Annotated in this window: 27 protein-coding genes; 10 read left to right on the top strand and 17 right to left on the bottom strand. The window is 48.2% G+C overall.

Features of this window, described 5'->3' with window-relative positions:
• Window positions 1-184 precede the first annotated feature (184 nt).
• From AC5JLP_RS23895 to AC5JLP_RS23905, 3 genes are all read right to left on the bottom strand, one after another.
• Window positions 185-1,291 (bottom strand): zinc ribbon domain-containing protein, encoded by a 1,107-nt coding sequence (locus tag AC5JLP_RS23895; protein ID WP_496070471.1) that lies wholly within the window; start codon window positions 1,289-1,291, stop codon window positions 185-187.
• Window positions 1,291-1,887: an IS607 family transposase gene (locus tag AC5JLP_RS23900; protein WP_496070472.1), complete on the bottom strand. Its 597-nt coding sequence runs from the start codon at window positions 1,885-1,887 to the stop codon at window positions 1,291-1,293. The genes AC5JLP_RS23895 and AC5JLP_RS23900 overlap by 1 nt, the downstream gene beginning before the upstream one ends.
• Window positions 1,888-2,033: 146 nt before the next feature.
• Window positions 2,034-2,663: a hypothetical protein gene (locus tag AC5JLP_RS23905; RefSeq protein ID WP_496070473.1), complete on the bottom strand. Its 630-nt coding sequence runs from the start codon at window positions 2,661-2,663 to the stop codon at window positions 2,034-2,036.
• Between the two features lie 106 nt (window positions 2,664-2,769).
• Here AC5JLP_RS23905 and AC5JLP_RS23910 point away from each other — a divergent pair, with 106 nt between their 5' ends.
• The gene (locus tag AC5JLP_RS23910) at window positions 2,770-2,991 is read left to right on the top strand and encodes a helix-turn-helix domain-containing protein (RefSeq protein ID WP_496070474.1); all 222 of its coding nucleotides are present in this window, start codon (window positions 2,770-2,772) and stop codon (window positions 2,989-2,991) included.
• A 16-nt stretch (window positions 2,992-3,007) separates the two neighbouring features.
• On the opposite strand, the gene AC5JLP_RS23915 is transcribed toward AC5JLP_RS23910, so the two are convergent.
• The 4 genes from AC5JLP_RS23915 to AC5JLP_RS23930 form a co-directional block, all read right to left on the bottom strand.
• Window positions 3,008-3,424 (bottom strand): hypothetical protein, encoded by a 417-nt coding sequence (locus tag AC5JLP_RS23915; protein WP_496070475.1) that lies wholly within the window; start codon window positions 3,422-3,424, stop codon window positions 3,008-3,010.
• Entirely contained in the window at window positions 3,411-4,136 is a 726-nt protein-coding gene (locus tag AC5JLP_RS23920; RefSeq protein WP_496070476.1) for a hypothetical protein, read from the bottom strand. Before AC5JLP_RS23920 ends, AC5JLP_RS23915 begins: the two co-directional genes overlap by 14 nt.
• A complete protein-coding gene (locus AC5JLP_RS23925; protein ID WP_496070477.1) occupies window positions 4,136-4,921 on the bottom strand; it encodes a hypothetical protein in 786 nt (261 codons plus the stop codon). The genes AC5JLP_RS23920 and AC5JLP_RS23925 overlap by 1 nt, the downstream gene beginning before the upstream one ends.
• A 109-nt stretch (window positions 4,922-5,030) precedes the next feature.
• Entirely contained in the window at window positions 5,031-5,393 is a 363-nt protein-coding gene (locus AC5JLP_RS23930) for a hypothetical protein (RefSeq protein WP_496070478.1), read from the bottom strand.
• Between the two features lie 81 nt (window positions 5,394-5,474).
• Here AC5JLP_RS23930 and AC5JLP_RS23935 point away from each other — a divergent pair, with 81 nt between their 5' ends.
• Window positions 5,475-5,666, top strand: coding sequence for a hypothetical protein (locus AC5JLP_RS23935; protein WP_496070479.1), 192 nt, complete (start codon window positions 5,475-5,477; stop codon window positions 5,664-5,666).
• Between the two features lie 192 nt (window positions 5,667-5,858).
• Window positions 5,859-6,500 carry a hypothetical protein gene (locus AC5JLP_RS23940; RefSeq protein ID WP_496070480.1) on the top strand — a complete coding sequence of 214 codons (642 nt, stop codon included), beginning with the start codon at window positions 5,859-5,861 and terminating at the stop codon, window positions 6,498-6,500.
• 9 nt (window positions 6,501-6,509) lie between these two features.
• On the opposite strand, the gene AC5JLP_RS23945 is transcribed toward AC5JLP_RS23940, so the two are convergent.
• Genes AC5JLP_RS23945 through AC5JLP_RS23970 form a run of 6 tightly spaced genes read right to left on the bottom strand, consistent with a single transcriptional unit; the run spans window position 6,510 to window position 13,405 of the window.
• Complete coding sequence (locus tag AC5JLP_RS23945) at window positions 6,510-7,010, bottom strand: hypothetical protein (RefSeq protein WP_496070481.1); 501 nt, start codon at window positions 7,008-7,010, stop codon at window positions 6,510-6,512.
• Window positions 7,007-7,519: a hypothetical protein gene (locus tag AC5JLP_RS23950; RefSeq protein ID WP_496070482.1), complete on the bottom strand. Its 513-nt coding sequence runs from the start codon at window positions 7,517-7,519 to the stop codon at window positions 7,007-7,009. The genes AC5JLP_RS23945 and AC5JLP_RS23950 overlap by 4 nt, the downstream gene beginning before the upstream one ends.
• Window positions 7,516-7,953: a hypothetical protein gene (locus AC5JLP_RS23955; protein ID WP_496070483.1), complete on the bottom strand. Its 438-nt coding sequence runs from the start codon at window positions 7,951-7,953 to the stop codon at window positions 7,516-7,518. The genes AC5JLP_RS23950 and AC5JLP_RS23955 overlap by 4 nt, the downstream gene beginning before the upstream one ends.
• Window positions 7,943-8,344 carry a hypothetical protein gene (locus AC5JLP_RS23960; protein WP_496070484.1) on the bottom strand — a complete coding sequence of 134 codons (402 nt, stop codon included), beginning with the start codon at window positions 8,342-8,344 and terminating at the stop codon, window positions 7,943-7,945. The genes AC5JLP_RS23955 and AC5JLP_RS23960 overlap by 11 nt, the downstream gene beginning before the upstream one ends.
• Window positions 8,341-12,525, bottom strand: coding sequence for a hypothetical protein (locus AC5JLP_RS23965; protein WP_496070485.1), 4,185 nt, complete (start codon window positions 12,523-12,525; stop codon window positions 8,341-8,343). The genes AC5JLP_RS23960 and AC5JLP_RS23965 overlap by 4 nt, the downstream gene beginning before the upstream one ends.
• 37 nt (window positions 12,526-12,562) lie before the next feature.
• Window positions 12,563-13,405, bottom strand: coding sequence for a hypothetical protein (locus AC5JLP_RS23970; RefSeq protein WP_496070486.1), 843 nt, complete (start codon window positions 13,403-13,405; stop codon window positions 12,563-12,565).
• Window positions 13,406-13,581: 176 nt separating this feature from the next.
• On the opposite strand from AC5JLP_RS23970, the gene AC5JLP_RS23975 reads away from it, so the two are divergent.
• A complete protein-coding gene (locus tag AC5JLP_RS23975; protein WP_496070487.1) occupies window positions 13,582-14,067 on the top strand; it encodes a hypothetical protein in 486 nt (161 codons plus the stop codon).
• Between the two features lie 278 nt (window positions 14,068-14,345).
• Here AC5JLP_RS23975 and AC5JLP_RS23980 read toward each other — a convergent pair whose 3' ends face one another.
• The 4 genes from AC5JLP_RS23980 to AC5JLP_RS23995 all read right to left on the bottom strand — a co-directional run bounded on the left by AC5JLP_RS23980 (window position 14,346) and on the right by AC5JLP_RS23995 (window position 20,449).
• On the bottom strand, window positions 14,346-18,083 hold the full coding sequence (locus tag AC5JLP_RS23980) for an anti-CBASS protein Acb1 family protein (RefSeq protein ID WP_496070488.1): 3,738 nt from the start codon (window positions 18,081-18,083) through the stop codon (window positions 14,346-14,348).
• 68 nt (window positions 18,084-18,151) lie between these two features.
• Window positions 18,152-19,717: a terminase large subunit domain-containing protein gene (locus AC5JLP_RS23985; RefSeq protein WP_496070489.1), complete on the bottom strand. Its 1,566-nt coding sequence runs from the start codon at window positions 19,715-19,717 to the stop codon at window positions 18,152-18,154.
• Window positions 19,689-20,225: a hypothetical protein gene (locus AC5JLP_RS23990; protein WP_496070490.1), complete on the bottom strand. Its 537-nt coding sequence runs from the start codon at window positions 20,223-20,225 to the stop codon at window positions 19,689-19,691. The genes AC5JLP_RS23985 and AC5JLP_RS23990 overlap by 29 nt, the downstream gene beginning before the upstream one ends.
• Window positions 20,225-20,449, bottom strand: a complete 225-nt coding sequence (locus AC5JLP_RS23995) for a helix-turn-helix domain-containing protein (RefSeq protein WP_496070491.1) — start codon at window positions 20,447-20,449, stop codon at window positions 20,225-20,227. The genes AC5JLP_RS23990 and AC5JLP_RS23995 overlap by 1 nt, the downstream gene beginning before the upstream one ends.
• 58 nt (window positions 20,450-20,507) lie before the next feature.
• On the opposite strand from AC5JLP_RS23995, the gene AC5JLP_RS24000 reads away from it, so the two are divergent.
• From AC5JLP_RS24000 to AC5JLP_RS24025, 6 genes are read left to right on the top strand one after another with little or no spacing between them, the layout of a single operon-like run.
• The gene (locus AC5JLP_RS24000; RefSeq protein ID WP_496070492.1) at window positions 20,508-21,941 is read left to right on the top strand and encodes a DUF2213 domain-containing protein; all 1,434 of its coding nucleotides are present in this window, start codon (window positions 20,508-20,510) and stop codon (window positions 21,939-21,941) included.
• Window positions 21,938-22,795 (top strand): hypothetical protein, encoded by an 858-nt coding sequence (locus AC5JLP_RS24005; RefSeq protein WP_496070493.1) that lies wholly within the window; start codon window positions 21,938-21,940, stop codon window positions 22,793-22,795. The genes AC5JLP_RS24000 and AC5JLP_RS24005 overlap by 4 nt, the downstream gene beginning before the upstream one ends.
• Window positions 22,795-23,649: a hypothetical protein gene (locus tag AC5JLP_RS24010; protein ID WP_496070494.1), complete on the top strand. Its 855-nt coding sequence runs from the start codon at window positions 22,795-22,797 to the stop codon at window positions 23,647-23,649. Before AC5JLP_RS24005 ends, AC5JLP_RS24010 begins: the two co-directional genes overlap by 1 nt.
• Window positions 23,650-23,667: 18 nt before the next feature.
• Window positions 23,668-24,672 carry a major capsid family protein gene (locus tag AC5JLP_RS24015; protein ID WP_496070495.1) on the top strand — a complete coding sequence of 335 codons (1,005 nt, stop codon included), beginning with the start codon at window positions 23,668-23,670 and terminating at the stop codon, window positions 24,670-24,672.
• Window positions 24,673-24,683: 11 nt separating this feature from the next.
• Window positions 24,684-25,109, top strand: a complete 426-nt coding sequence (locus AC5JLP_RS24020) for an Asp23/Gls24 family envelope stress response protein (protein WP_496070496.1) — start codon at window positions 24,684-24,686, stop codon at window positions 25,107-25,109.
• On the top strand, window positions 25,106-25,498 hold the full coding sequence (locus AC5JLP_RS24025; protein ID WP_496070497.1) for a DUF4054 domain-containing protein: 393 nt from the start codon (window positions 25,106-25,108) through the stop codon (window positions 25,496-25,498). The genes AC5JLP_RS24020 and AC5JLP_RS24025 overlap by 4 nt, the downstream gene beginning before the upstream one ends.
• Window positions 25,499-25,504: the final 6 nt, after the last annotated feature.

Genomic DNA, 25,504 nt, shown 5'->3' on the forward strand with positions numbered 1-25,504 from the left:
TCAATTATGCCCTCTAGATTGCTCTAGAGGGCATAACTTTTACTGCCATAATAAACCGCACCTCAGCGCACCCCGCCTGACCACTACGCACCACAACTTGCCAGGTCATACCAAACCCAACAAACCTCGTCCTACCTGATATCGCCATGCCACAAATATCAGTATGGCTTTTTATAGTCCATGGTTATTCAAAACTTTGGCATCTTGAACTTGGAAGTAAACGGAAACCATAGATTCCCGCCAACCCTAGATATTCAAGATTCTTGGAAGCATTAAAATCAGCATGGTCAGCATGATTGCAATTCACGCACAAGAATCTATCGCCTCTACGGTTTCGCCTGTCCCACTTGCCACAAGCGTAGCAGCGCTGCGAAGTCTTCCAGGGGTCTTTGCGTTGAACCTCAATCCCCTTAACTTCACAATGGCGCTGCAACAAACTTGCAGCATAGGCATACAGCCAATGAGACAACCGCCTGTTAAACCTGCGAGAGAACGTCCCTCGTTTGCCAGATTTAACTTTCTTCAAATCTTCAATGACAAGCACTTTGATCTGAGAGAAATCTATTTGCTTAATCGCCTGACCCAGCCAGGATTTAATCTCTGCTCTGGTGTGTTTTTGGCGCTTTGCAAAGCCTTGAATCAGATGGTACAACTCGGTGCCTACGTTCTGCCCATCCGAGAATACCAATCCATTTTTATAGTTAGAGTCCATCCCCACTACCCGTCCTTCAGTCTTGGGTGTAGGTCGTTTTTTCTCCAGCAGAAGGTCGATAAAAAGTCTGCCTTTCCTCATCCCCAGTCGAATTGTTTGCCGCAAGTTCCAACCATCCGCCAGCTTCTCATTCAGCGGCTTAGTCGATGGAATCGGAACGGTCAACCCTTTGGGAGCGCCAGAGCCAGTGAAGCGAACTGCCCAATTAAAGCCATTCCCTCGAAATGGCTCAACGCTAACGAAGTGATAGAACAATGTCACGACTTGGCGCTGCAAATTGGGCTTACGCTTCTTAATCCTCTTACGCTGACTGGCAACGACTTCACCGCCCTGTTTTGCCAAAGCCTGACTCAATCGAGTCGTCGCCCCGAACCGCTTCACAGCACGGTGAGCGGTAGACAAATCAGCCAGCTTGCCGCGAAAGTCTTGCCGCCGCCAATACAGGTCAACGAAGTACTGCATGATGTCATGGCAGCGATGCAGGAAGGCTTTCAAAACCTCTTGCTTTCCTTGATTCAGGTCATTCAGATAAACCCGATACGACCGAGACATCATTCCTTTGTCACGCCGCGCTGCCATCACTCCGTCTCCTCAATCGCTTTGATTGCAGCCTCAGTCTTTTTACGTCCTCTGCGTTGCCCATACAACCTTGCTGCAAAGCTCGTAATCACAGCTACCAAATCTTCCATCAAATCATGGGTGCAATTATCTGAAAGGTTCACCACTTCGATTTTGAATGGGCAAAGAGACTCAAACCAACGGAATCCAAAGCGGGTTAAGCGGTCTTTATTTTCAATCAGGAGTACGTCAAAGTTTTGGTCTTTCAATAGTTTGTGGAGCTTTTTGCGATCGTCATTCATCCCAGAGGCAAACTCTTTCGTTGTCGAAATGATTTGGTATCCCTTGGCGATGGCGTACCGGGTTAAGCCGTCTACCTGCGAGTCCATTGCCGCTTTATTTTCAGATGACGACTCTCTGGCATATAGGGCGCATTTAACCCCGCTACTGGCAGGGGCTTCACCTAGCTGCTCTGCCAGCCAATATCCAGGAATAAAAACATGCCCTGATTCAGATTTAAGGCTAGGCGCTTTCCCTGCATACACCCACCGTCTGAGTGTCCATGGGTTTACGCCTAGCATCTTTGCCGCTTTAGTAAGCTTGTACCTTTGCTCCATACCTCAAAGTATAGCAAAGAAAGTCAAAGTTATGGAGAATTAGTTATCATGCCAAGTCTTAACTCAGCAAACCCGACCCAACCAGATCTCGTCAAACCGGATTTGACCCTGGCAAACCGTACCGAACCTTGCCAAACCTCAAGTTATCAGTCTAATCCAACTTGAAAACTGGTTACAACAAACCGACCGTAAGTAGGGCGAAAATCAGCAACGCCAATAAGCTTCCCAGCCATTGTCAGAACATCCATGAAGTCTACAGGTCGAATGTACTCAGGGACATTTACCAAAAAACTAATCTCGCACTTCCAGCCGGCTTTAAGCGCTGGTCTTGTTCTTGTTATACCAGCCCTTTGCACAGTTACACGGCACTTGTGTTCGTAGTCCCATGCACTTACACCCAAAGGCGCAAGTGGAGTCAACGCAACAATCCCAGCCTTGTATAAATCCATAGCCGATTTTCGCGGAGATCGTGGGTCTTGCCTGAATTTAGCGGCATTAATTACAGCCATCCTGAAATATTCGCCAGGGATGCACAATATACCTTCATCATCTCGATAAACATAACTTTCGATATTGTCTGATTTTTTGGTTTTAGACCCTTTCGCTGCATTCGCTTTTGCCTCTACCTCTTCACAATTCCAGCGATGAAATAGAATATCAGCCACGCCTTCAAGCTTGACAGTAGCAATATATGGCTGACAAAGCTCCAATACTTCAAGCGCCCCATTCGTAACTTCAGGGCCAACCGCTGTCGCAACAATACCGTTTTTGACCATTGAAAACCTCGCAATTAACTATTAACAGTATAGCATTATTATGCCATAGCAGTATCGTAGACGTGTTTAATTTAGTGCTGTAGCATGATAGTGGTACTATTTTGAGATGGTCGTGAAAAATCTTGTTGCAAAGGCTCTTCAGGAAAGAGAAATGACGCGTTATAGGTTTTGGCAAAAAACCGGATTAGCGCGTGTTACAGCGTATCGTCTGGTAGACGACCCGTTGTATGTACCTGGCGGTGACGTATGGGAGAAAGTCTGTGCGGCTTTAGATTGCCAGCCTGGCGAATTATTAATTAGAGAAATTGAAAACAATAACTTAAGCTAGTCAATCGCCTAAAGAACTACCGTCGCTGTCCGCTTTGCACAGGTTTGGGTTTGCCAGCCTTGGGTGTGGTCGTCACTTGCTGCAACTGGCTAAAAACCTGCAAGATTTCCTCAACGGTCAAGTTGAACGTCACGTCCTCCTGCTTCGATCCATTGGGCAAGAGGATCAACCGATAGTCGCACAGCAGTGGGTCGAGTTCTGGTATCAACGCTTTAAGGCTGTAGGCAAGACGATAGTGGTTAGACGGGTCGCTAAGACGCTGTAAGACCAGTTCGGCGTAGTCATTGCCTAAGGGTGTACCCGGTTGAATTGGTCTACCATGTTTGTCCGTACCTAACACCGTTGCTAAAGGCACCATCTTGATCTCAGAGAGGTTAACGGGCGTGTTGATGGTGTAGGTGCGATCGCGCAACTTCAGTTCAATCGACGGCATCTGGTTCTAACTCCTGTGCGATTGCATGTTGTTGGATTAACTTTTGACGTTCGGTTTTGTCCCACCACTTCACCTGATAGGTACGGCGTTCGTACTCTTCAGCGTTCTCTTGCTTCCAACCGTCATAACTGCGTTTTAGGCTTTCCATTACCCGTTGTTCAGGGTCTTTCTGAAGTTCGCTATGAGTGTAAAGGAACTTGTCAAGCCCTTCGATCGGGAAGTGTTCATACAGCCATAAACCCATCTCCCACCCGAACCCATTGGCTAAGTTGGCAATCGTGTCATAGTCGTAGTCGCCTGACGATGGAAACGGCAGATCATCAACTGTGATCGGGTCGTCTGGGCTTTTGACCCGTTCTGCCTTGGGTTGTGGTGTGAAGGTGTGCAACGCAACTAACAACGAAGGCTCTAGCACCTCTGCAACCACTTGCCCAAAAAACAAGCGTTCAAGCAGGTTGATGTCGGTTTTCAACGCTTCCACTTGTAATGGCAAAGCGTTTTCAGCGGGAATGATGGCTGCGATCGCCTCTACCAAGCCCCACCCCTTTGGGTCTTCTGCGAGCAACTCAGTCATCTGCCCTAACTCCACCCACGCTTGCACCAATTCATTGAGGAGCAATTGCATCAAAGTAAGGCGCGATCGCGGTACCGGGTAAATAACCGCAATTGCGCCTGTTTGATAGCGCAGCACACAGGGTTGACCAAACGGCATCAGCAGGGGTTGAGTTGGTTCAGAAACAACACATCAGGAGCAGACGAAAGGAAGAAGGCTAACTCTTGACCTGGCTCAGTAATGGGGATAGAACCAGTTGAATCGGGTGAAGCATCAAAAATCCATTGCGTCAGCTTGCCATTGGTCAAAATGATGTTGAGCAGCACTGACAGCGAAATGAATGGTGTGGATGACTTCACATAGATATTGCTGAGCGCAATCGGCACCTTATAGGAGACGTACTTGCCCCATAGTCCACTGCCCCACTTCTGAGCGTTATTCTGACCGATCGCAAACTTAAGCTCATTCCCCGCGCCAGACGGATCGAAGGCGTTGTAATCAGTGTCTTGCACCAGGTTGAACAACGATTTATCAACGGTGGGGTCAAACCACGATGCCTCAGTAATCGCATTTGCTAAGACACCCGTGCCAAACGTACCACTGGTAGAGGCTGCGACTAACCCGTTGGGTGGAACAAGGTAAGCAGATTTTGCTACAAAGGTCGAGCGGCTGCCAAGCTCAAACTTACGGGCAAACTTCATACCCAAAATATCCATCGTTTTAGAACCAAAGTTGAGGTTTAGTTTTGGCTCTTCTTTGGTGGGATAACGCAAAGCCACGTTACGAGTGCCCGCGCAATCCACTGTCTCAATGTTGGCAAGCTCGATGCCTGTATCATAAGCAGCGGTGGACGGTGGCGGGATGACCAACAACTCACCTGTCGTTGCATCAGCTACAACACAATCAACAACACCCTTAAATGCCTGAAAAATTTCCTTAGCCATTGACAGGTATACCTCTGTGTGCTTTCGAGTAAACTAAAACAGAGGGTTTGGAACCCCAAAAAGAAACCGTTCCGGCGTGTCTGTTGGGCGGTTTCTTTTTGTACCAAAGTTAAGTTGAGGCAACGCCCGCTGCTGTCAGTACGGCATCATAGTTGAACGGACTGAGCGTATAAATATTTGGGCTGGTAGCGTTAATAGCGGTACTATTGGCAGGGCTGGCACTGCTTACATAAGTGGCACCACCGGCAAACAGATACTCTGTAATCGTAGTTGTCTTCAAACTGCCGTTAAAGCCTTCTTTGATCAGTAAGCGTCGAGTGAGCTTTTCAACGGTGCCATTGTTGACTGTTTGCGAGAGAATCCATTGCTTATTCGGGGCGTCGATCGCAAAGTTAGTAGTGATGGCATCACTGGCACTCACTATCTGCGTGACAGAAGGACGCGCACCCATCGTTTGTGTAAAATCAGCCATAGGGTGAAAAGTAGTTGTAGCGCTACGCCTCCATTAAGCCCTTGACAGAGTACAATGATGATGATATATACCGCTTACGGTATGACAAGTTCGTCTGAAATACTCGATCGGCTCATTCGCGCACACCAAATGACCCAAGGGCAGGCAGCGGTCTTTCTTGGGGTGAAACAGCATCACATCAGCCTTTACGTGAACGGCAAACGCAAGATGAGCGCCGATCGGTTTTTATTGTTCTTGGAAAAGCTAGGCGGTGAAGTGAGGGTAAAGGGATGAGTGACAGTACAGAAACGGCATCGTCTCTGCTTCAAATGCCGTTAGTATTAGCGGAGTTACTATTTGCCTGTTACGGCATCAGGTCGATCGCGCATCGTGATTTCGAGTCATTTGCAGGCTGCATTCTGATCGTTGCATTTCTAGGATGGGTAGTACGGCAAATAAGCAGGACAGCAACACAGATAAAAGAAAATGAGAACTTGTAATTCATGCGTTTACTACTACAATGATCGATCAGGTTCCGTCTGCAATGCGTTTCATTCACTTGCTTCAATTGAGCATGCGGAAAGTTGCCGTGATTATAAAAAAGATGAATCAAAGCTTTTAGCGGTATCATCACGCGATCGATGGGTGTGCACACAGCCTGAGGATGGATGGCTCGACATTCATCGCTATGAACGTGTTTATTTTGATAAACCGAATAGGTTATTGCCGTTCACGATTGGTATTACTTTTGACTCCAATTACAGACGTTGTCGTTATCAAACTTTTGGCATTACGGATAGCGCTTGGTCGTGCCACAAAGTTACTCATTATGAAGTAGAACGAGAATTTGTAGAGACGATGGATATGAGCAGGTATGTACCTGCGGCTATTGCCACAAAAACGTTTATTTCTGCAAATATTGAATTCAGTGACCCTTTCTTAGGCTTGTCTACATTTGACGGGCATTACACTTTCTTAGACCTGTCTATATTTGACGGGCATTACGAAGTTACGTCAAACCCTGCTTACTCACCATCTATAGAATATTTTTCGCATGTTTTGAGCATCAGGCGCTTGCCCGCTGAATTAACAATTCTCAGAATTCCGATCGCTGGAACACGAGGATAATACCGCCCATCAACGCGCGTACAAACTAAGCTCAAACGTCAGCATTACGATATGCCAGCGCGATCGCATGTCCCCTGCCGCCAAATTTGGCACTGCTCCGATACCTTGTACCCCGTTGACTTCAAAATCTAACTGATTAGCAATGCCGAATGGGCCGCCCTTGCAATTCACCCACTCGACGATCGCGCCCTTGAGCAGGTCATAAAAATCATCAGCGGTGGTATCGGCGATGCCTTGCTGCGGCGGCTGGCAAGGGAAAATACGACCGACATCGATCGTGGCTGTTTCTACTCTTGGTGCATAGCCTGACGACTTGCGGCTGGTGATACGGTGCCCCGCCGCCAAACGGTTCAGGTCTAATGCCTTCCCAGTGAAGCCGTAGTTTTTCACCTCAAGTCCCTCAAAGGTTAGCCCAATCCGCGCATCAAGGTAAGTTAGCAATCCTTCAGGGCTGACGCTGGTGAGTGCTGGTGTAAAAGGGCTAGTGTGGGCAGTGATGGGTATGATCATTGCTCGTGAGCGATCTCTAGTAATATAGTCTGTAATGCCTGCGCTTCATCTAACAAGTCTGCTGCGATCAATTGACAGGGCAAAGGTAGCCAAACGAAAAAACCAGAAGCTAACTCATTGTGCGGCTGAGTATAGAAAAAACCGCCAATGTCGCCACCGATTTCATATTTTAAGTAGTCTCCCCCTGGTTTATTTGGTGACGGCTTCCATTGCTCTTGATTCAGCCCAGACTGAATAATGGTTAATTTACGGTAGACAATTCCAATTTGAGGGGTTGGCGTTTTGCCTAAATTAAAAAAGTCACCTGGGTTAATGTTGCTGGTGACGATCGGCACAGGCTGCTGCATTGCCTTATTGATTGGATAGACAACATATTCTGATCTACACCAATAGTCTTGAATCGTTTTTGAGGCGTAGCAATACGTTAAATAGTTCTGATGTTTAATTAAGTCTACAAGACAGGATTGCCCGTATTTTGCATCGATTGGTCTTTTGATTTCTTTAATCATTTCCCACTCCAAATTGCTTCAGCTTCGCCTAGCAGTAACGGCTCCAACAAAGCGTAAAACTCATCATCAGATGGCAGCAAGCTGGATTCTTGAGCTTGCCCGATCGCCTGTTTGTGTCCCAATAGCTCATCCACGATCGCGGCATAGGGCAGATCAGACCCGATACTCAATGAAGCATCCTCAACAATGATATTCTCAGTTAACTCTCTGAACAGCGCCTCTGTATCAATGCCCCAATTACCTTCGCCTGCACGTTTAGGATTGGCGTAACGGGTGGTGGCGCTGACCTTATTGTAATGCTGACGTTCAAGGTCGCTGAATACCTGCTTGTTCGCCTTTAACGTGTTGGTCAGCCACTCTGGGGATACGAGGAGTGCGATCGCGCTTAGCGTCTGCTCTAGACCTATGACTTCAGTGGTGATGTCAAACACCATAATCATTGGCTCCCATTTCTTTCAACGTCACCTGGTATTTCCCGATCGTATTAAACGCAGGTGTCCCCCAGGTGCGGCACCGTCGCCAACCCATTGTGTCACCCCGATCGACATACCAAATGTTGTTAGATGCCATTGCCGCGATCGCGTTAGTCATATTGCCAAAAACAGCGATTAGCGTGTCGTCAGGAATACTGACTTGATAAGTTTCGTAGCCCTGCCCCTGAATGGTCAGTTCACTGCTAACGGGGGCATCTGGTTGGATACCCATCGGCGTAACCAATGGATTAGGGGTGAGTATCTTGCTATCGCCAAACCGAATCTGGGTGTTGTTGAGTCCGAGATTGGTGAAAAGGCGATCGGCTGAAGCTTTGAACAGGTTGATGTTCATACTTTTAACGCCACTTTCAATTGATCAGGCGCGTCTGGCAACTCTTTCTTCTTGCGCCTCTTCTTGGCACTACACTCCTGGCAGCCACAGTCGCTATCCATTTTTGTGGCTAGATAGGGGTATTGCGCTACGAGACGAGATCGGGCTGCTTGTACAACCTCGTGTGACAGCGAGTCCAGGCTCACATGTTTGTACTTGCCCTTGTCACCAAAGTCAGCAGCAGTGCGCGATCGGGCTTTAGGTGCAAGGGGTGCGGAATGAATGCCTTTTGCAGTCCTTTTTTTGGCTATCGATGGATTCTTGTCGGGATCGAGAAGTACCGTATGCACTCCATGCTGCTTAGCGTTTTGCCAATCAGCATTTTCCATTTTTTGCACCTTCCAAGAAAGATCTCTCAAAGCTTCTTGGTTAAGCCCTTTTTGCTTTTTGCGTCGATAGTCGGCAGCAGCCTCTTTTGTCACTTCAGAAAGAAATGTAGGTGTGTGTCCGTTTGGAGCAAATCCGCCAACTGTACCGCTTGAACTGGCTGGCACAAACAACGGCACACCGTAAGGATCTCTATGTTCACCATTCACATTTCTTACAGAGCCATAGTATGATTTGCTTGCCTGTCGTTTCAGTTGTTCTGCTGTCTCAGTAAATTCTTTAGGCACCGTTGACGGCAACCCGATCGCCTGTCTCTCCCTCCCCTCAATCTCTTTCGATGGCTGCCCCTGCTTTCCTCTAGCCGCTAGTTGGTTCACTGTTGTTTGCGCCACCGCATAAGTCATTGCCGCATTGCGGTTACTGGCGGTCTCGTTCTCTTGCAGGTTGTTCAATAATTTCTCAATTCGTTGTCTGGGTGTACCCGTTGGTCTCTGGAAAGTACTGGCTGCTGGCTCAGACAATTGCACTGTATGCGTAGGGTCAAGTTGGTGCAGTGCAGCGTGTGCTACAGCATGAATTTGAGCCGCATTTTTGATGTCAGCCTCATGGTTTTGCTGCAACTGATTCACTAGACCAGCAAGACGTTTACCGCGTCCTGATTGTGAGGTTTCAGGTGGCAAAACTTCAGGCATAATTGCTTTTGTCGGCACAGGTATCTTCATATGCCCCATCACCGCTAAACGTGCTGCTTCTGCTTGTGGAATGACGATTGGCGCTTTGGTAGTACCAGGCACGATCGCGCCTACAGTCATGCTGGCTGGCTTCTTAGGAGCAACCTCTGTTGGCGTGTTCTTCACCATTCGATCGCCCGTCCGTTTTGCGATCGTATTCGCCGCTTTCAAGTCTCGCGTCTGCTGAATCTGCGCTGCCACACCCTGCAACTTAGCAGCATCAGGCTTATCCAATCCTTTCGAGGGGTGCTCGCCCCCTTGGCTTAGATGCTCAATCAATGCGTTGATTTTGTTGATCCTACCGTGATCAACTGCTGCCTTCTCATTTTTGTGGCAATTTCGATGCACACCCTGACAAATGCCCCCGCATTGGTAGGTGGCACTACCACATTTCAAACGCTTGCCAGTAGCGTCCAGGCGTACCGGGTTTGACACCTTAGCCTCTAGCGCCTCTGTGTGGCTATCCCACCGCACAGTAAACTGATTCGCACTCTCACTGTCGAGCTTAGCTACAGCAGGCTGATAAGTGACATTTCCGTTGGCATAAGTAAACGCGTAAGACCTGCCATCTTGGGTGCCGACAAATTCACCCGTCACCGTCTTGCCCTGGACATTAAACTTGCGAATGCGGATGGGTGCCCCGTACAGCCCTGGTGCTTGCAGTTCTTCACCAATGAGTTGAGCCAAAGTAAGGCGATCGTCTAAAGCGTCTTTTCTGCTTAATTTAGCAATCGCTGTTGCCACTTCCTGTTTAGACATCGAGAATTGACCATAACCTTGGTCAGTCATGCCCATTTTGGCATAGAAGCCTTTAGCACTATCAACTGATGACGCTTCAATACCCTTACCAAGCTTTGCAGCATGGTGTAATAGTTGATTAAACATCTCGCTGCCAGATCCTTTAGTTGAGCCATCAGCCCCAAAATTCTGCACTGAGATCAGTGACTTACCTTCTTTGTAAGACATCGCCCCTGTAATGTACCCGTCTTTGTTATGGCTGGTAAACAAACCGATGCGTGGGTTCTTGGCATCTTTTAGCGCTGTCAAGGTTCCTTGCTTGCCGTGTCCATTCGGATCATTGGCTTGAGGCTTGAAACGCCCTGACTCTAATTTGCTCACTAATTGATCAATACGGCTTGTTCTGCCCTGTTGCTCTTTTTGCCCCGATGTAGAGAAAGGGTCTGCGTGCGGCTCAAGAATATGACGACTGGAAACAGCGCCAGTGGGTCTGCCTGCCTTGCAACTTCCAGGAGGAGCATAGCCTTTGCCGCAGGGTTCCCATTTAGCATCTGCATGCAATTGATCAAGTGCATCAGCGCGTTCATCCTTGTCGCTGCTTACCTGTACAGCCCAAGCGCGATCAATGCCAGCCCGTCTGACTACTTCATGAGCAAAGTGATTTCCAACAACCTTGTAAGAACCATCTGCGTTTTCATGCACAAGAATCGGTACCCAGTTCCGCCCGTTTGTTTCCAGTAACTTCCTGGCGGCAGCATCCACCTGCCCTTGAGTGCCTTTATGCTTTTTGTTGGCAGTAGGATCCGTAGCAATTTCATCGGTATAGAGGTGCTGATAGTTGCCATTGTCGCTAAAGCCAGACCCACCCTCTTTTCTAGATAGCTGGTTTTGCATTGGCTTAACATGGGCAGCATCCACCTTGTCAGGCACTTGCATCATTTTGGCAAGTGCAATCTGCTCAGGGTTATTCGATACAATCACGCTGTAAGCTCTGCCTCCTTTGGAAGCATTAGCAGAAGCGGTAATTTTTTCGCTGATGCCACCGATCGCTTGGTACTGATCTTTCCCAGTTTCGATGACCAAAGCAGGGTTAAAATTACGTTCACCTCTATCAAATGCTGCTGTGATAACAGGATCGTTTTTACCTTTGGTCTTTACTTCGTCTGCGTAAAGACTGATGAGGTTACCAACATCGCTAAACCCTTTGCCAATATTGCCTAAAGTACGGGCATCTTCTTCTTTGTAGTTCTTTCTTAAAATCGCTAAGTCGTTTGTTTGTTGCGGATTTTGCTCAGTTGGTTTTGTTGCCGTTGCTTTGCTTTGTTTCTTTTTTACTTCAGGTTTCAGTGCCGATTCTCCAGCTTTTTTTAGTTCCTCTACAGTTGCCTTCTTGCCCTGTTTTTTTAACTCTGTCCGCTTTTGCTCGATTGCGGCTTCAACTTTCGCTTTTGGCGTAGCTTGATTCACTGGCTGACTGGTTGAGGAAGACGCGGTTTTAGCACCTCCTTTCTTTGCTCTCACGCACCCAGGTCTATTACCCTCCCAACCCCGTCCGCACTTTTCAGCGTCCTCCCGTAACCGCTCGATTGCCCCACTCATGTCATAGTCAAGGTCAGCATACTTAGCGATCGCTTTTTGGTGGGCTTCAATAGTTGGCATCTGAGCATCTTGTTTGGGTTGAGTTTTGAGGTGACGCGCGATCGCCCAGCCTGCCATCGTTAGGTCAAAGAGCGTCGATCGTTCCTGCTGAGTTAGTCGGTCAGTAGTTCCAGCATCAGCATCAGCGCGGCTGACAGGCACCCTAGCAGTAACCAGTGCATGAAGGGCTTTGCCTTGTTTGGTGAGTCGTTCGGCGTATCTGTGGGCAAGGTCTGAGACTGCAACGGCTGTACTGATGCCGCCTGCTTTTCCGGCAATGATGGCTCCAAGGGCTTTGGCATGTGCTGATCCTTCTATATGTTCCAACGCCGAATGCGCCCCTGAATGCGAACTTTTGCCGATCGCCCCTGCTGCCGCTTCAGTAATAAATTTGGCAGCAAGTTCTGTAGGGTTACGATTCTCTGGCTTGCGGGCATGGATGAGAGTAGCAGCGATCGCTTGAACTGCGGTTTCACTAATCAGATGAGCCGCGCCAGGGGGGAAACCGTGCGAAGCTGCCACTTGCGCGATCGCGCCTCCTACTGTCTTGCCAACGCCCCAGGATAATGCTGATTCCGAGACGTGTTCTGCTGCATGAGCGACTTTAGACCGAACGCAATGCCCCTTTAGCCCTTCCCATCCCTTACCGCAGTCATCATCCAGCCTGGCTTCGACGAGGCTATTGACACGGGCAAAGGTTGTAGACATAGCTTAAACCGATAACTGCCCATATCATAACCGTGTCTCAAAGTAAAGATTCTGTTTTCTCGGCAAAACGGCATGGTCTTGTTAGCGTAGCTTCTATACTCCACCCCATTTTTAATCTCGCCCCAATGGTGCCACTTGTTAGCCCTGTATCTCTTGCCCAAGCAGCAATTGAGAGCATTTTTCCGTTATAAGAAAGTATCCGCTTTGCTCCGTTACGGGTTGTCAGCGCTTTCTCTACAGTCCATCCAAATTTGTCAATGCGGTTAGCAATTACAGAACCTGCTATACCCAGTCTTTCGGCCCACTCTGCCAAAGTCAGTCGTTCGCCGTTAAATTCTATAAACCGATTTCTTCTAGTATTTCTGGCTTGCTGCTTTTTTGTTGCCCAGTAGCAATTCTCAGGGCAGTAGTCGCCATCATTATCTCTACGATCGATAGAATGCTCTGAAGATGGTTTTAAACCCATGTCAGCAATGAAGTTCTCAAACTTACGCCAGCGATCGCAAACTTTTATTCCTCTACCGCCGTAGTCCTCAAACCTTGTGTCTTTAGGGCTATCGCATCGACGGATCATCTGACCCCATATTCTATATTCTGGAGTTTTTCCGCCAACTGTTGCGCCATGACTTAAGTTATGCCTTGTTACAGGAGGCTTATTAATTGTCCGACAAAGCTCTGATTTGTAACATCCGCAAGATATGCCCTTGCCAGTGATTACTATCTGCGCGTTAGTAATCTTTTCTTTGCCGCAATCGCATTTGAACAGCCATAAATGCTTGTAAATCCATCCGCTTACAGGATGTTTGCACTTCTCAACAAGCCTTACAGCCTTTAATCGTCCATATTTTTGACCAGGACGCAAATCATGTATACTTGGCATTGCAGCCTCCAACTAGGTTGTCATCCCCCGGCTCTGACTCCCCAGAAAGAGCGCGGGGCTTTTACTTATTCTAGCATTTCGCCACTCAACACCAAGCAAGATGCACAAAGCGGTAAAAAGATCAACGCGATCGCTTGTTCTAGGGCAAAATGGAACTGTCCATCCTGGACAGACTGATGAACCTCGATACTCTCTTAAAGACGATCGCGCAAATCCCTGAAGACCTGGCAGAAATCTTGTCCAAGGTGCGTTTGCTGCCATTAATCGTCACTGCTCTCTCAAAAATGGAAGATAGAATTATGTCCACTCTCTCTGATTTCGAGGCATTCAAGCCCAAAGTGCTAGAGCTAATCGACAAGCTCAACCAGTCTACTGACCAATCACAGCAACTAGCTGACGTGCAGAAGCAGTTGGCTGAAGCACTGGCAGATGATAAGGCTGATGAAGAGGCGATCGATGCTGCCAATGCTAAGGCGGCTGAGTTGCAAGCGGCGGCTGATGCCAAAGCCCAAGAAGATGCTCAGTTGACGGCTGAAATCGCTCAATTGAGTCAGCAGATTGGTGGTGATGCTCCTGCAACTGCTACGCCCGCACCTGTAGCACCTGTGGTCGAGCCTGACCCCGTAGCGCCACCAGTTGTACCTGCTACGCCCGCTCAATAGTTGTATTGCTTTCTGAAAGGCGAAACCCCTGCCGAATAGCAGGGGTTTCGTTTTCTATAGATTAGATTTTTTCTCTACAAGTCCCGTTTTGGATTGAAACAAAGACTGAATATTACCTGTACTGTTAACAACCCTTTTCAAAAATTCTTCATAACAGTCTGAATTTGATAGCTTTGGTTGTGGGTGTCGAATATTGCCTGTCTTGTTTATGATTGTATTCTTAACAACTTCAATACTGCCAATTTTTTTGTCGTCAAGCAAGTAAATAAATTTAGTCATTAAAAGCCTGCCTTTACTAGCTTTTCTAGCAATTCTTTAGCGTACCCGAAGCTGTCTCTAATAGAATTCTGCCTTTCTGGAGTAAACTCTTGTCTCTGTTTTTCATCCGAAGAAGGTATAAGTTTGTCTTGTGATGCTATAGCACTCTTGGCAAATTCGGCTTTATTCATATCAGCAAGCCCGCGCAGTGTTTCTACAAAAAGGTGTAAATTTTCTTTCTCACTATGTGTCAACTTTTTGTTTGACAAAACAGAATCAAAACTTTTTTCAATAGCCTCACGTTCGTAATCTCGATAGGGCGAGTAAGGAGACTTGTAGAAAGCACCTTCATTATCAATAGCGTGATAGGAATCTGTTTTCTGATCGTAAAAAATATTTCCATCATGACGATCGCCATTAAACGAAAAAACATCAAAAGCGTGTATCCTGGCTAAATCTGGATGGCTGATAGCATTTTTAAGCGCATCCTTGCTAGAAAGCATAAGACTATCGGGTTGTGTAAATTTCTGAACCTCCCCCAGCGACACTCCCGACACAAATTGGCTCAATATTCTAGGGTAGCGATCGTCCTTGTCTGCTATTTCTGGATCTTCTATTTTGATCTTTGCTGTATTAATTCCGGCTGCTTGCATTACCTTTTGTGCAATCATCTCTGATGTGTTGTCATAAGGAATATAACCAGTCATAGCGCTGGCAACTTTTGCAACATACTTCTGACCTCGATCGTCCTCAAAAATACTGTGTTTATTTTCGCCGATTGTGCCTAATTGTTTAAGCTCTTCAAAATTAACCAAATCTTTTTTAGTTAGAGCTAAGTCAGCAGTTCTGTTTTTTGGTTCTTCTGTGGCTTTTGCTTTCGTTTTTGCTTTTGCCTGCCGCTTCGGTTTCTTCTCTGCCGTTGGTTTTTCAGCCACAGTCGCGGGTGTTTTAGGCTTAACAGATCGCGTCTTCTTCTCAGCTTTTTCGGTCTTAGCCTTGGCAGATGCTTTCTCAGCCTTGGCTGAAGTTACAGCGGGCTTATCCTCACCTCTAGCAGCAGCGATCGCGCTCCTCGCCTCCACCTTCACCACAGCCCGTGCTGCTGCTCGTAGCTCTTTGGCAGTCGGTTCCTTGCCTGCTTTTTTGGCTTCACGGCGCGTCTTGTCGATCGCCTTCTGAATCTTGCCGCGCAGGTCTTTCTCAATAGACTCAGGGTCAGCCCCGGTCTTTTTGGCGATCGCGGTAGCAATAGCAGAGGATGTCTTGCTGGTCTGATATTTGCCGCCTTTAGTCCCACCCTTAGCTTTAGTAGCAGTCTTTGGGGTAGCAGGAGTGGCAGCGCCTTCACCAACGAACTCTGCGATCGCAACATTAGACTTGCCAAAGGTGTTAAACTTCTTGCCTTTCTCCAGCCCTTCATTCTTGGCTTTGGCTTTGGCTAAAAGCTCCTGACGAGTGGCATCCAGACGCACATCAGAATCTTGTTTAGCAAATTTGCGGGGGTCGTAAGCCCAATTTCTGAGGCTAATTAGGCGTTTAGTCATCCACACGGGCGCGTCGGCACTAACAGGCTCACCCTTACCTGCACCACGCATGCGAGCAATAAACGACACCGTTCTGAGCGCTTGTGTGGCATCTGCCTGCGTCCACTGTGCTTTAGGCTTCTGCAACAGTCTCAGGTTGCGTTGGATAGGTGCGCGATCGACACTTGCCAGTTTGCTCCAACGTGTTTTAGACCATGCCAGAAACTCACTGGCACTCATGTTCACAGCGCCGTGGTATTTGGCATAGGCGGTGTCGATTGGTGAGTCAACAGCATCAAGCCTGTACCGCTCTAAGTCAGCTAAACTTATCGCCTTAATGCCACCGAACATATCGGCAGGCATCACCTTGAGGAACGTCTCGCGAGCAGTATCCAGGCTGTCAAAGCCCAGCATGTATTTGTGCTCATCAAATTGCCCATCAATGAGTTGAGTGACTTCAAAGACCCGATTGCTTTCCAGGTCGGTGCCGACATAGCAATCACACGCCATGCCATCCGCACCGCGAGTCTTTTGAATATGCCCGTATGCCACAGGCAACACCTTCCCATGCCGGATATCGAAGGGCTGATATTGCAGCCCTAGTTTCAAGCCCTGCCAATCGATAATGCGTTTGACAGGAGTGGCATCATCCAAATGAAATGAGTCAGCAGAGTCGAGAAGAGCGCGATCGCTCAAAATATCGTCCGCGATCGACTGGTCTTGCTGCGCCTGTTCATCTTGCCCCAGTGCCTGATCTTCATCCGCAGTCGCTCCGTCCGCAGGCTGATCGCCACCTTGTAAAGCACTTACGTCTGGCTCAGTTGGTTGTGGTTTGGCTTCTTCCTTGATGTCACGTTGCAATGCCTCAGCGTATGGCTTGGGCAGGGTGATGGCACTGCTGTACTCTTTCTGTCCATAGGTAGCCGCGATCGCCACCTTGCCAAAGCGTGGGTCAACACCATTTAAATCCTGAATCAACTGTGCCCGCTTTAGTTCTAAGTCAGCCTGTTCCGCTGGCGACGGTGGATAAGGAGGTAACCATTCCCACCCCAAACCATCAGGCAAGTCTCCATTTGTGGGTCCTGACTTGCAAAGGCAGACTAACTGCTGCAAGTCTTGAATGCTGTCGTCATATTTATCAACCTGGAACTGCGTTGTTGTCTCGTTCCACAGTTGGTTCTCAGTGGTCGATTGCCCGGTCGAGTTTAAGCCACTGGCAAACTCCCCAAAGGCGATCGCGGGTGGCAGGTCAATGCTCGCCAAAAGATTTTCCTTGACGCGATCATGCAAGTCACTCATACCTGTCACTTGCCGCGTCCAGTTGTCCAACGCCTCGTTATCCATATCAATCACCTGAGTCCGGTAATTGCTACGACTGATCTGATCAACCTGCAAGCGAGTCAGCAGTTCGGCTTTGTACTCGTCACCGCGATCTGCTAAGTTCTGCGCCAGGTCTTTCACCTTACGGACAGGCACATCAAAATCGGTGAGCATACGCCCCGCCGCTTGTACAGCAGGTTGATACATGAACCACGCATCACGCACCAATTCAAGAATCGAATCATCGCAGCCATTATTGGCAATGAGGTCGTAGTCGTCAAGAATCGGCACACCCCGAAACCAATGCACACGACTCCTGTGAATGCGTTGCCCGTTGGCATAACCTTTCATGTTGTAAGTATTCAACACAATGTAGTGCTCCGGCAACCCACTACTCAGTGTGGAAATGTCTGGTCTAAGCGCATGACGTGAGAGCAGCGCCATTTTATTGATGCGCTTGATGTGTTCGCGATCTAGCGGCTCATCCAGTTTGCGGCCATCATCAACATCGAGCACTAAACCACTATTGCCAGTTTGTAGAGCAAGCTCACCCGCGATCTGATACCCCTTTTTGGTTCTGCCAAGCCGTTGCAAGGGTGTGACAACTGGAATATTGTTGACAGCATCGGCGATCGACTGGAGCAGCTTAGCGTCACCGTTTGCCAGTGTCGGTCTACCCCACCGCCAAGTGGCAGCTTTGGGCAAGTTTGTAGTCAGCTTTTTGAGCAGCCCTGACTGACGGACTAGCGCTGATTGCTCTTGCCTTGAAAGACGACTCAGACCAGGTTGAATGTAGGTATGCTGCGTTGGATCGACATACGGGTTCCCCATGCCTGTGTAGGGATTCTGCAAACCGCTGAAGACTTGCAACAGGGAATCTAAACGGATATCGAACGTTGGAGTTTCAGAAGACATTGCGCTTTGCTGGAGTGCCGCTGCTTACATCATGCCTTGCAAGGCACAAAACGGTGCAACCTGCAAGTCTAGACGAGCGACTTCATCCAATTAACGTTAGATGGCATTTGATCAAGACTAGCAAAGGCGATCGCCGCCGCCATTACCGCATCATCATGCATCCCTGATTCAGCTTGACGCAACCGCGAAGCCCCTTTGATAGTTTCAATAAAATGCGGCATCTCTTGAGCAATCGCGCTGTCTGCCGGGAACTGTAACTGTTCGCGCTCTAAAAGCAAAATGAGGCGATCGGTGTTGATCAACTTGGATGTATTAGTGGTGCAGACACCTTGCCAGTTCCAGGCCGCTTTGAGCTGACTCAGATCTTCTAGGATGAGTGTACCGCCTGAGTTGGTTTCAACACTGACCACGCCCGGTTTATATTGTTCTAGCAGCAAAAGCGATTGAGAAATACTGTAATCTTTAGTCTTGCGACTGGCACCATATTCTGCTGCCAATGAGTATGGCGTGCGTGTCACATCCCATACTTGACAACGGAAAAAGTCGGCACCGCCAAAGTTGGGATCAATCCCTGCCAGATAACGTCGTCCTTTCTGCGGTGCTTGCAAGCGCCCAATCGTAGCTTTCTCAATCAACTCAAGGTTGAAAACATTCTTCTGCCCTTCGCTGAACTGAAGCTCGTATTCTTGATCCCAAGCTTGTGTAGTTAACTGGCGTTCAAGGCGCGTTTTTTCTGCCCACTCAGGATCAGCACCATACAGCGGATGCGATCGCCAATGCAAGAAAACTTTGGCCCATTTCTTGTGCTCCCACGAGCGGGTATTAGGATTTTGCCCCCGCTGAAACGGCACAATGTTGTTGGCAGGCTGACGAATAGCTGTCAAGGTTTCATTGACGCGTTTGGCTTCGCCGACACCAGCCATAATCAAACGGTAGAATAGCCCTGTACGTCCGTTCGGCGTACTGTTAAAAATCACCTTGCCGCGATCGCCCAACATTGATAGTGTCGGCATGGCTGCCTGGTATACCCCGTCAATACCGTCGATAAACGCAGCTTCGTCAAAGAGAATGACCGAAACAGATGGGATACCACGAGCAGCGCGGGCGGTAACAGGTAGGAAATGAATGCGTCCCAGACCCTTAAAGGCAAGTTTGGTTGCACTTTCGCTAGTTAGTACTGGGCAAAGCGAACCAAGAGAGATTGCCATGTCTCGAATCCGTCTGCCCAATTCAGACGAATCACCTTGAGTCTTGCTGAACACTACGGCACTAAACCCTGGTTCTGTGAGCGCTCGCATCAACAAATAGCAGCAGATGGTTTCTGAAACACCCATCTGCCGTGACTTGCAAATGACTGTGTTCTGACTTTGCTCGATTGATTGGATCAGGTCAATCTGGTAGTCGTATGGTGCAAACGGTTTGACCGTACCAGAGGTCTGAATCTGGGTCATGGGCGCAAAGATTGCCCACAGAGACACGAACGCCCCTACCGCAATCAGCTTTTGTGCCGTTTCCCTTAAATGCCTTGCAACAGTCGATTCTTTCGTCGATGCTGTAACGCTATCATCAATCAGCTTTTGCGTGGTTGACTTAAGCCTGCGATCGCTATGCTTCGGTAGTAGCGCTAGGCTCATCACCGTCACCTTCATAACTGTCAGTAATCAAAAATCCGTTGGGCAGTGGTTTCACTTTGTACCCATAAGCTGCAAATGTTGCCAACGCGTCTGACAGAGGTAGTCGTTTGCCAATGACACTTTCAATCACCCATTGCGGTGTAGGCACTGAGCTAACGACCTTTTTTTTCTCGATCGTCACTTTGGCATCGCCTGTTTCTACGCCATCCTTATCTGTAAGTGCCTCAGTTTTTTCAATTTCGTAGATGTTGGTCTGTTTGGCTCTGCCATAAAGGTAGCTATCTCGCTGCTTGAGTGCCTGTTCAATGATTTCAGGATCAACATGGCAACGATAATCGTTCAATGCTAACTGTACTTTCTGGACTAGGGGGGTAACGGTATGCAGCCAAAAATAATAAGTTGACTTTGTAATCTTGGCAGCTTTCCAGGCGGTCTTAAGACTACCAGTTCGTCTAATAGTGTCCAATAAAATTGCTTCAACTTCTGGCGTGTATTTACTTTCAGCCATTAGCCAACTAAATCCTTAAAGTCACAACCAAACACCTTTAACCACTCTCTCAACTCTGGCGGATCGACTTTGCGCCCCGCATTCATGATTGCGTAAACGGACGATCGCGGTAGCCCAATCATGTCAGCAAGCTGACTAATGTTGTAAGGCGATCGCTCAACTTGCTGCCTAAATTTACTAGCAAAAAGCTGCTGAGGCGTAACAGGTGTAGTATTTTCGGACACTTCCGCGTCGCTCAATCTTAGCAAGGGTAAAACAAGATATTGACCTAATGCCCTTATTATGCCTTCGGCTACCGCCATTCGGTTCAACCAATTAGCGACAATCGATCACTTCGACTCGAAAGACGGGGTGATGACGGTCACGGCGATCGCGCGCACGCCGGGGATATTGACCTATCGTAATGCCGATGGATCTACTCGTCGTGAGTTGGTATCGCGTGAGTTTCTGCGACGAACAGATAGCAATGGTGTACCTTTAGTTGCTCAACTAGCAAACTTACCCGTAACAAATGAACATCCACCTTGCTTGCTGCGAAATGATGCTGACCTATTGAAAAAGTATCAAGTAGGTAGAACTCAGAACAAGGTGCATGTCTTTGACGACGGACGTGTCCAAGTTACTTTTGACGTTTTCGATCCAGAGACACAAGACGATATTCGCCTTGGGCGTAAAGACGGCGTGAGTGTCGGTTACGAAACAGCCGTAAAACATGATGCTGGCGAATGGCATGGACAGCATTTTGATGCTATGCAAGACGAGCCGATTGACAAAGACCACATGGCAGTCTGCGTGAATAACAGAGCGATTGGCGCAAAGATTAAAGCTTTCAAATTTGACTCCGCTGACACGACTGATATTGCGTGGCAAGTAGACAGCGTGGAACCAGAACAACCTTTAACAGCTACTCGCAAGGATGCGCCCATGCCTCAAATGTTCCAGATCGAACTGGCAACACCCGACGGTAAAGCGCCGTTTATGGTGCCTCGTGAACTGTACATGGAAATTAAGCGACTCGGTTTAGATGATTGTGGCTGCCATGTTGACGCAGCAGAAATGGAATTAGTCTTTGATGCTGACGATGCTGAATATCGCGTTGATAGTGACGATACACTGTGGCGCTTTGATAAGGCGACAGGCAAAGGAAAGCAATGTCCAGGCGGATATTACATTCCACAAAATCGAAACTGCAACCCCAAAACTCATGCGAAACGGGAAGGGCAAAAGTTAAATAAATTAGCTCAGAAAAAATCAACTTTTGACCCAGACTACGAAAAAGTAGCAGGCAAAGCAATTGATAAAAGCATGATGGCAGCAAAAGGTAGCCTTGCTGCTAGGGTTTCTGAAAACGTTCTTTCTAGTGCCTACTCTCGCGTTTCTTCGCCCTATACAGAAGGTTTAAGAAAAGAAGAAGCTGATCATCTCGCAGCAAAGACTCTGGCAAGGCGAATGCGGCGAGGCAAATCACAAAATACAACGGGCGAAATTGCCGAAGAGGCGAAGAGCAGAGAGCAAATAAGATCGCATTTCAAAAACGAAGGCATGGAACAAAGTTTGGCTTCTGACAAATCACGCAAAAAGCTAGCTCAGAAAAAGCGTATAGCCGAAAAAAGAAGACTTCAATCACAAGGTTTACCAAATGAAGGCGGCGCTTTTAGAGCAAAAGCAGCGTCTGGAAAAGGTAAACGAGCTTCAACTTACAGGATGCCAGCATGACAACCATTACACTTCCAGGCAGCATCAAAACCTATGACGTAATGCCTGAATTGGCTGACGCAATTGAATATTCACTGCAAGTAAAACAAAGCAATGAAGCTTCTAAAAATTTTTTAGATGATAACAATGACGAGGATAGCACTATGTCAAGCCAATACTATGACAGCGATGACGAGTATGACGAAGACGAAGACGAAGACGAAGATATGAATGATGACGATGATGATATGCCCAGTGGCAAGAAAATGCCGCTCTGGCTAAAAAAGAAAATGGCAAAAAAGGACTCTGCAATAGCAGAGTTAGCCGATCGTCTCGACTCACTCGCCGCTGAAATAGAAACCAAAGATGGCGAAATCGCAGTCTTGCAAGCGATCGTTGGGCGCACTGATGCTGAAGAGGCTACTGAACACGCCGACGCTGAGGCGATCGAGGCTGAAGTGCAGGCTCGTCTTGACAGCATGTTTGAGGCATATGCTGATGCTGAGCCATACTTACCTGCTGGCTTCAAATTAGATGCCACGAGCACTCCTGCGACCATTCAGAGCGCTGCACTTAGCACCCTTGACACCGAGTTCAAGTTGGACTCAGCAGAGGCGATCGCGGGTGCCTATGCTGCCATGAAACGGTTTTCACCTAAGCGCCAGGACAGTAGCAGCCAATTAAATGGCCTTTTGTATCAAACCTTGCCTACACCAGCAGCAAGGATAGATGCAACACCGCTCAGTATTCCTGAACTGGCACGGCTGGACAGCGCTGATCCTCGACTAGCAGCGCTTGATTTCCGCACTCAAGGCCAAGTGCGTAGCTATCGCGTTGGTCGTGAAAAAATTACTACCCAAGGAGCGCATAACTAATGGTTCAGTCTATCTATACGCAACTGCCACAAGCAGGCTATCCAGGTAGTTTGTACGATTCTTGGGCAGTTGAAAAAGGCAACCGTTTTACGCTCATTAATGCTCCTGTTGCTGCCAAACAAACCGTTGGCACGATGACAGTCGTGAAAGGTGCCAATGCTGGCGCTTATACCTATCAAGTGATCGGTACGGCACCTAATGGTAATGCGGTGAATATCATCAAAACTTACAACGCACTGGCTGGCGACGACCTCAATATTGTTGCCAATAACTTAGTGAGTCTGGTCAACAACGACGATGTGCTGAATGATTTTCTGTCGCTGACGCAAACGGGCGGAGTGATCACCACCACTGTCATTCCCAGCAACAGCAACCCGGTTACGTCGATCGCGGGCACAGCTTCAGGCAGTGGTAACTCCATTACAGCCTCTCCCGCTGTAACAAACTATGCGGCCAACGGCATCATTTACTACGGCTATGCTTTGGGGCAATACGGGCAGGCACAAGTCAACCAGTCACAGTTAACCGGTGGCACTTGCTCCCCCATCACTACAGCCTCCAATTTGACGATTGTAGGGATTGCGATCGAGGCAAAAGCGGCTGAATTTGTTTATCCCTATAGCAATACCGCTCAAGGTGGTTGGCTACCAAACGAAGCTGTGCCTTATGCACCTGTGGGATCTGGCATTCGCATCTGGGTGCCTGTTTTAGCAGCAGTCACATCCGGTACGGTGCCGGGTGTTTCTAACTCCACCGGGCAGTTAACAACCACCGGGAGCGGCACCGCGCTAACAGGTGCCACTTACATCAGTGATCAAGCAGTCGCAGGGTTAACCGCCCTCGTCCAACTTTAATTTAGGAGGTTAACCTTAATGACCGCAGCGATTCTTGATAGACCGCCAGTTGCTAGTTTTGGGCTGCGACTGGACACTAAAGAAAATATTCAACGCACCGCTATCGCGGCTGCAAGTGTTTCTCACTTAGACGCTGGCGAAGGTTTGTTCTTTGCCCGTCAGTTGGAGTATATCGTCCCCCAACTGTATCAGGTGAAATACGCCGAACAACGCGCACGGGTACATTTTCCGGTTTCGTTTGAGGGTGGAAACGGCATCAAAACCATTACCTACCGCGCTATAGATCGGCGTGGCAAAGCCAAAATTGTCACCAACTGGAGTACCGACTTTCCGCGTGTAAACGTGCTGGCAAGAGAAGTCTCTAACAAAGTAGTCTCTTTAGGTGACTCCTACGGTTACGACTTTCAGGAGATTCGTTCCGCCGCACAAGCCAATACACCGCTTGAACAGCTAGAAGCGAACGCGGCTCAAATGGCAATCACTGAGCTTGAAAACTCGCTGGCTTATTTTGGCGATGCCAATGCAAATGTTTATGGCGCTTTCAACAATCCATCAGTACCAATCACTTACGCTGCCTATCCGCTAGCACTAGGTGGAACGCTTGCTGTCACGGTTGATCAAGTGGTCAGTGTTTTTAATACTGCCATCAATGGTGTCCTAGTCACGTCGCGTGGTGTGGAAAGGGTCAACATGATTCTTGTTCCATTAAAAGTCTGGACGTTTCTGTCAGTCACGCGACTTGGTAGTTACAACGACAGGACGTTAATGGAGTATCTGGAAAAAGTCTTTCCAGGTGTTGTTTTTGACTGGTGTAACGAATGCTCTGGGGCTGGCCCTAACGGGCAAGACATTATGTTTTCTTACGTGCGTGATGACATGCACTGCAACTTGTTAGTGCCTAGCGACTTTGAACAACTGCCCGTATTTTCCGATGGTGCCACTTTCTCGGTGAAGTGCCATGAACGTTTTGCTGGGGTGCGCTTACCTTACCCTGCCTCCTGTTTGCTCACCATTCTTCAATAGCGACAAAACCTATGCCAGCAGTTGAATTCTATGCGCGCCATCCTAAATGGGGATGGGTATCGCCTCTAACATTAGGCCCAGTTGGTTTGCAACCCGGCATGGATGTTGATCCTGGTCATAATCTGATCAGTGAAGAAGCGATCGCTTCGATGTTAGAAAACCCGTTCTTTGCTCAAACTTGGCAAGAACTTCAAGACAGCAATATTGTCAAAGTGCTGAATTTGACAACTGGCACGATCGAGCCTGATCTGCCTAGTCAATTAATTCCGGCGGTCAAGCAAGTGCAAGCAACTTCTAGCCTTTACGATTTGGAGCGCTGGCGTGACACTGATTTACGTCAGGGTGTGCAAACTGCGATCGCGGCACAAATTGAACGACTACAGCCAACCGAACCACCCAAACCAACCAATCGGGCAAAAGGACAGACGCAACCTTGATTGTCACCTACGATGACTTTAGCAACGACCCTCGGTATGAATCCTTTGGAACGCTTGACGAGGGTTTGGTTCAGGTTTACCTGTACGACGCGATCGCTGACTGCGCCCCTTCTGTGTGGCGCAATCCCACTACTAGAATCAGAGCGGTTAAATTGCTGGTCGCACATCGGCTGACTCTAGCTAGCCAAGCGGGTGAAGATGCCGTTCTGCCTGGTTTTGCTTCTGGTCAGATGACTTCACTTAGCACGTCTCAAGGTTCCAATTCTGCCAGTTTTAGCCCTGTTACGGGCATTGGCAGCACAGGTGATGAACTGCTGATGTTGACCATCTACGGTCAGGAGTTTTTGAGGTTACGTCGATCGCTTCCTACTGTTGGCTTTGTCGTTTGAGGCCTA

The sequence above is a fragment of the Stenomitos rutilans genome (genome assembly GCF_059505485.1).

Bases quoted from the DNA above. Each gene is read 5' to 3' on its own strand.
- AC5JLP_RS24015 (WP_496070495.1), top strand. From the start codon at position 23,668: ATGACCGCAGCGATTCTTGATAGACCGCCAGTTGCTAGTTTTGGGCTG.
- AC5JLP_RS23975 (WP_496070487.1), top strand. From the start codon at position 13,582: ATGAACCTCGATACTCTCTTAAAGACGATCGCGCAAATCCCTGAAGAC.
- AC5JLP_RS23935 (WP_496070479.1), top strand. From the start codon at position 5,475: ATGACAAGTTCGTCTGAAATACTCGATCGGCTCATTCGCGCACACCAA.
- AC5JLP_RS23960 (WP_496070484.1), bottom strand. From the start codon at position 8,344: ATGAACATCAACCTGTTCAAAGCTTCAGCCGATCGCCTTTTCACCAAT.
- AC5JLP_RS23915 (WP_496070475.1), bottom strand. From the start codon at position 3,424: ATGCCGTCGATTGAACTGAAGTTGCGCGATCGCACCTACACCATCAAC.
- AC5JLP_RS23895 (WP_496070471.1), bottom strand. From the start codon at position 1,291: ATGGCAGCGCGGCGTGACAAAGGAATGATGTCTCGGTCGTATCGGGTT.
- AC5JLP_RS23925 (WP_496070477.1), bottom strand. From the start codon at position 4,921: ATGGCTAAGGAAATTTTTCAGGCATTTAAGGGTGTTGTTGATTGTGTT.
- AC5JLP_RS23940 (WP_496070480.1), top strand. From the start codon at position 5,859: ATGAGAACTTGTAATTCATGCGTTTACTACTACAATGATCGATCAGGT.
- AC5JLP_RS23950 (WP_496070482.1), bottom strand. From the start codon at position 7,519: ATGATTAAAGAAATCAAAAGACCAATCGATGCAAAATACGGGCAATCC.
- AC5JLP_RS24005 (WP_496070493.1), top strand. From the start codon at position 21,938: ATGACAACCATTACACTTCCAGGCAGCATCAAAACCTATGACGTAATG.
- AC5JLP_RS23970 (WP_496070486.1), bottom strand. From the start codon at position 13,405: ATGCCAAGTATACATGATTTGCGTCCTGGTCAAAAATATGGACGATTA.
- AC5JLP_RS23980 (WP_496070488.1), bottom strand. From the start codon at position 18,083: ATGTCTTCTGAAACTCCAACGTTCGATATCCGTTTAGATTCCCTGTTG.
- AC5JLP_RS23990 (WP_496070490.1), bottom strand. From the start codon at position 20,225: ATGGCTGAAAGTAAATACACGCCAGAAGTTGAAGCAATTTTATTGGAC.
- AC5JLP_RS23965 (WP_496070485.1), bottom strand. From the start codon at position 12,525: ATGTCTACAACCTTTGCCCGTGTCAATAGCCTCGTCGAAGCCAGGCTG.
- AC5JLP_RS23900 (WP_496070472.1), bottom strand. From the start codon at position 1,887: ATGGAGCAAAGGTACAAGCTTACTAAAGCGGCAAAGATGCTAGGCGTA.
- AC5JLP_RS23945 (WP_496070481.1), bottom strand. From the start codon at position 7,010: ATGATCATACCCATCACTGCCCACACTAGCCCTTTTACACCAGCACTC.
- AC5JLP_RS24020 (WP_496070496.1), top strand. From the start codon at position 24,684: ATGCCAGCAGTTGAATTCTATGCGCGCCATCCTAAATGGGGATGGGTA.
- AC5JLP_RS24010 (WP_496070494.1), top strand. From the start codon at position 22,795: ATGGTTCAGTCTATCTATACGCAACTGCCACAAGCAGGCTATCCAGGT.
- AC5JLP_RS23930 (WP_496070478.1), bottom strand. From the start codon at position 5,393: ATGGCTGATTTTACACAAACGATGGGTGCGCGTCCTTCTGTCACGCAG.
- AC5JLP_RS24000 (WP_496070492.1), top strand. From the start codon at position 20,508: ATGCCTTCGGCTACCGCCATTCGGTTCAACCAATTAGCGACAATCGAT.
- AC5JLP_RS23985 (WP_496070489.1), bottom strand. From the start codon at position 19,717: ATGAGCCTAGCGCTACTACCGAAGCATAGCGATCGCAGGCTTAAGTCA.
- AC5JLP_RS23910 (WP_496070474.1), top strand. From the start codon at position 2,770: ATGGTCGTGAAAAATCTTGTTGCAAAGGCTCTTCAGGAAAGAGAAATG.
- AC5JLP_RS23955 (WP_496070483.1), bottom strand. From the start codon at position 7,953: ATGGTGTTTGACATCACCACTGAAGTCATAGGTCTAGAGCAGACGCTA.
- AC5JLP_RS23905 (WP_496070473.1), bottom strand. From the start codon at position 2,663: ATGGTCAAAAACGGTATTGTTGCGACAGCGGTTGGCCCTGAAGTTACG.
- AC5JLP_RS23920 (WP_496070476.1), bottom strand. From the start codon at position 4,136: ATGCCGTTTGGTCAACCCTGTGTGCTGCGCTATCAAACAGGCGCAATT.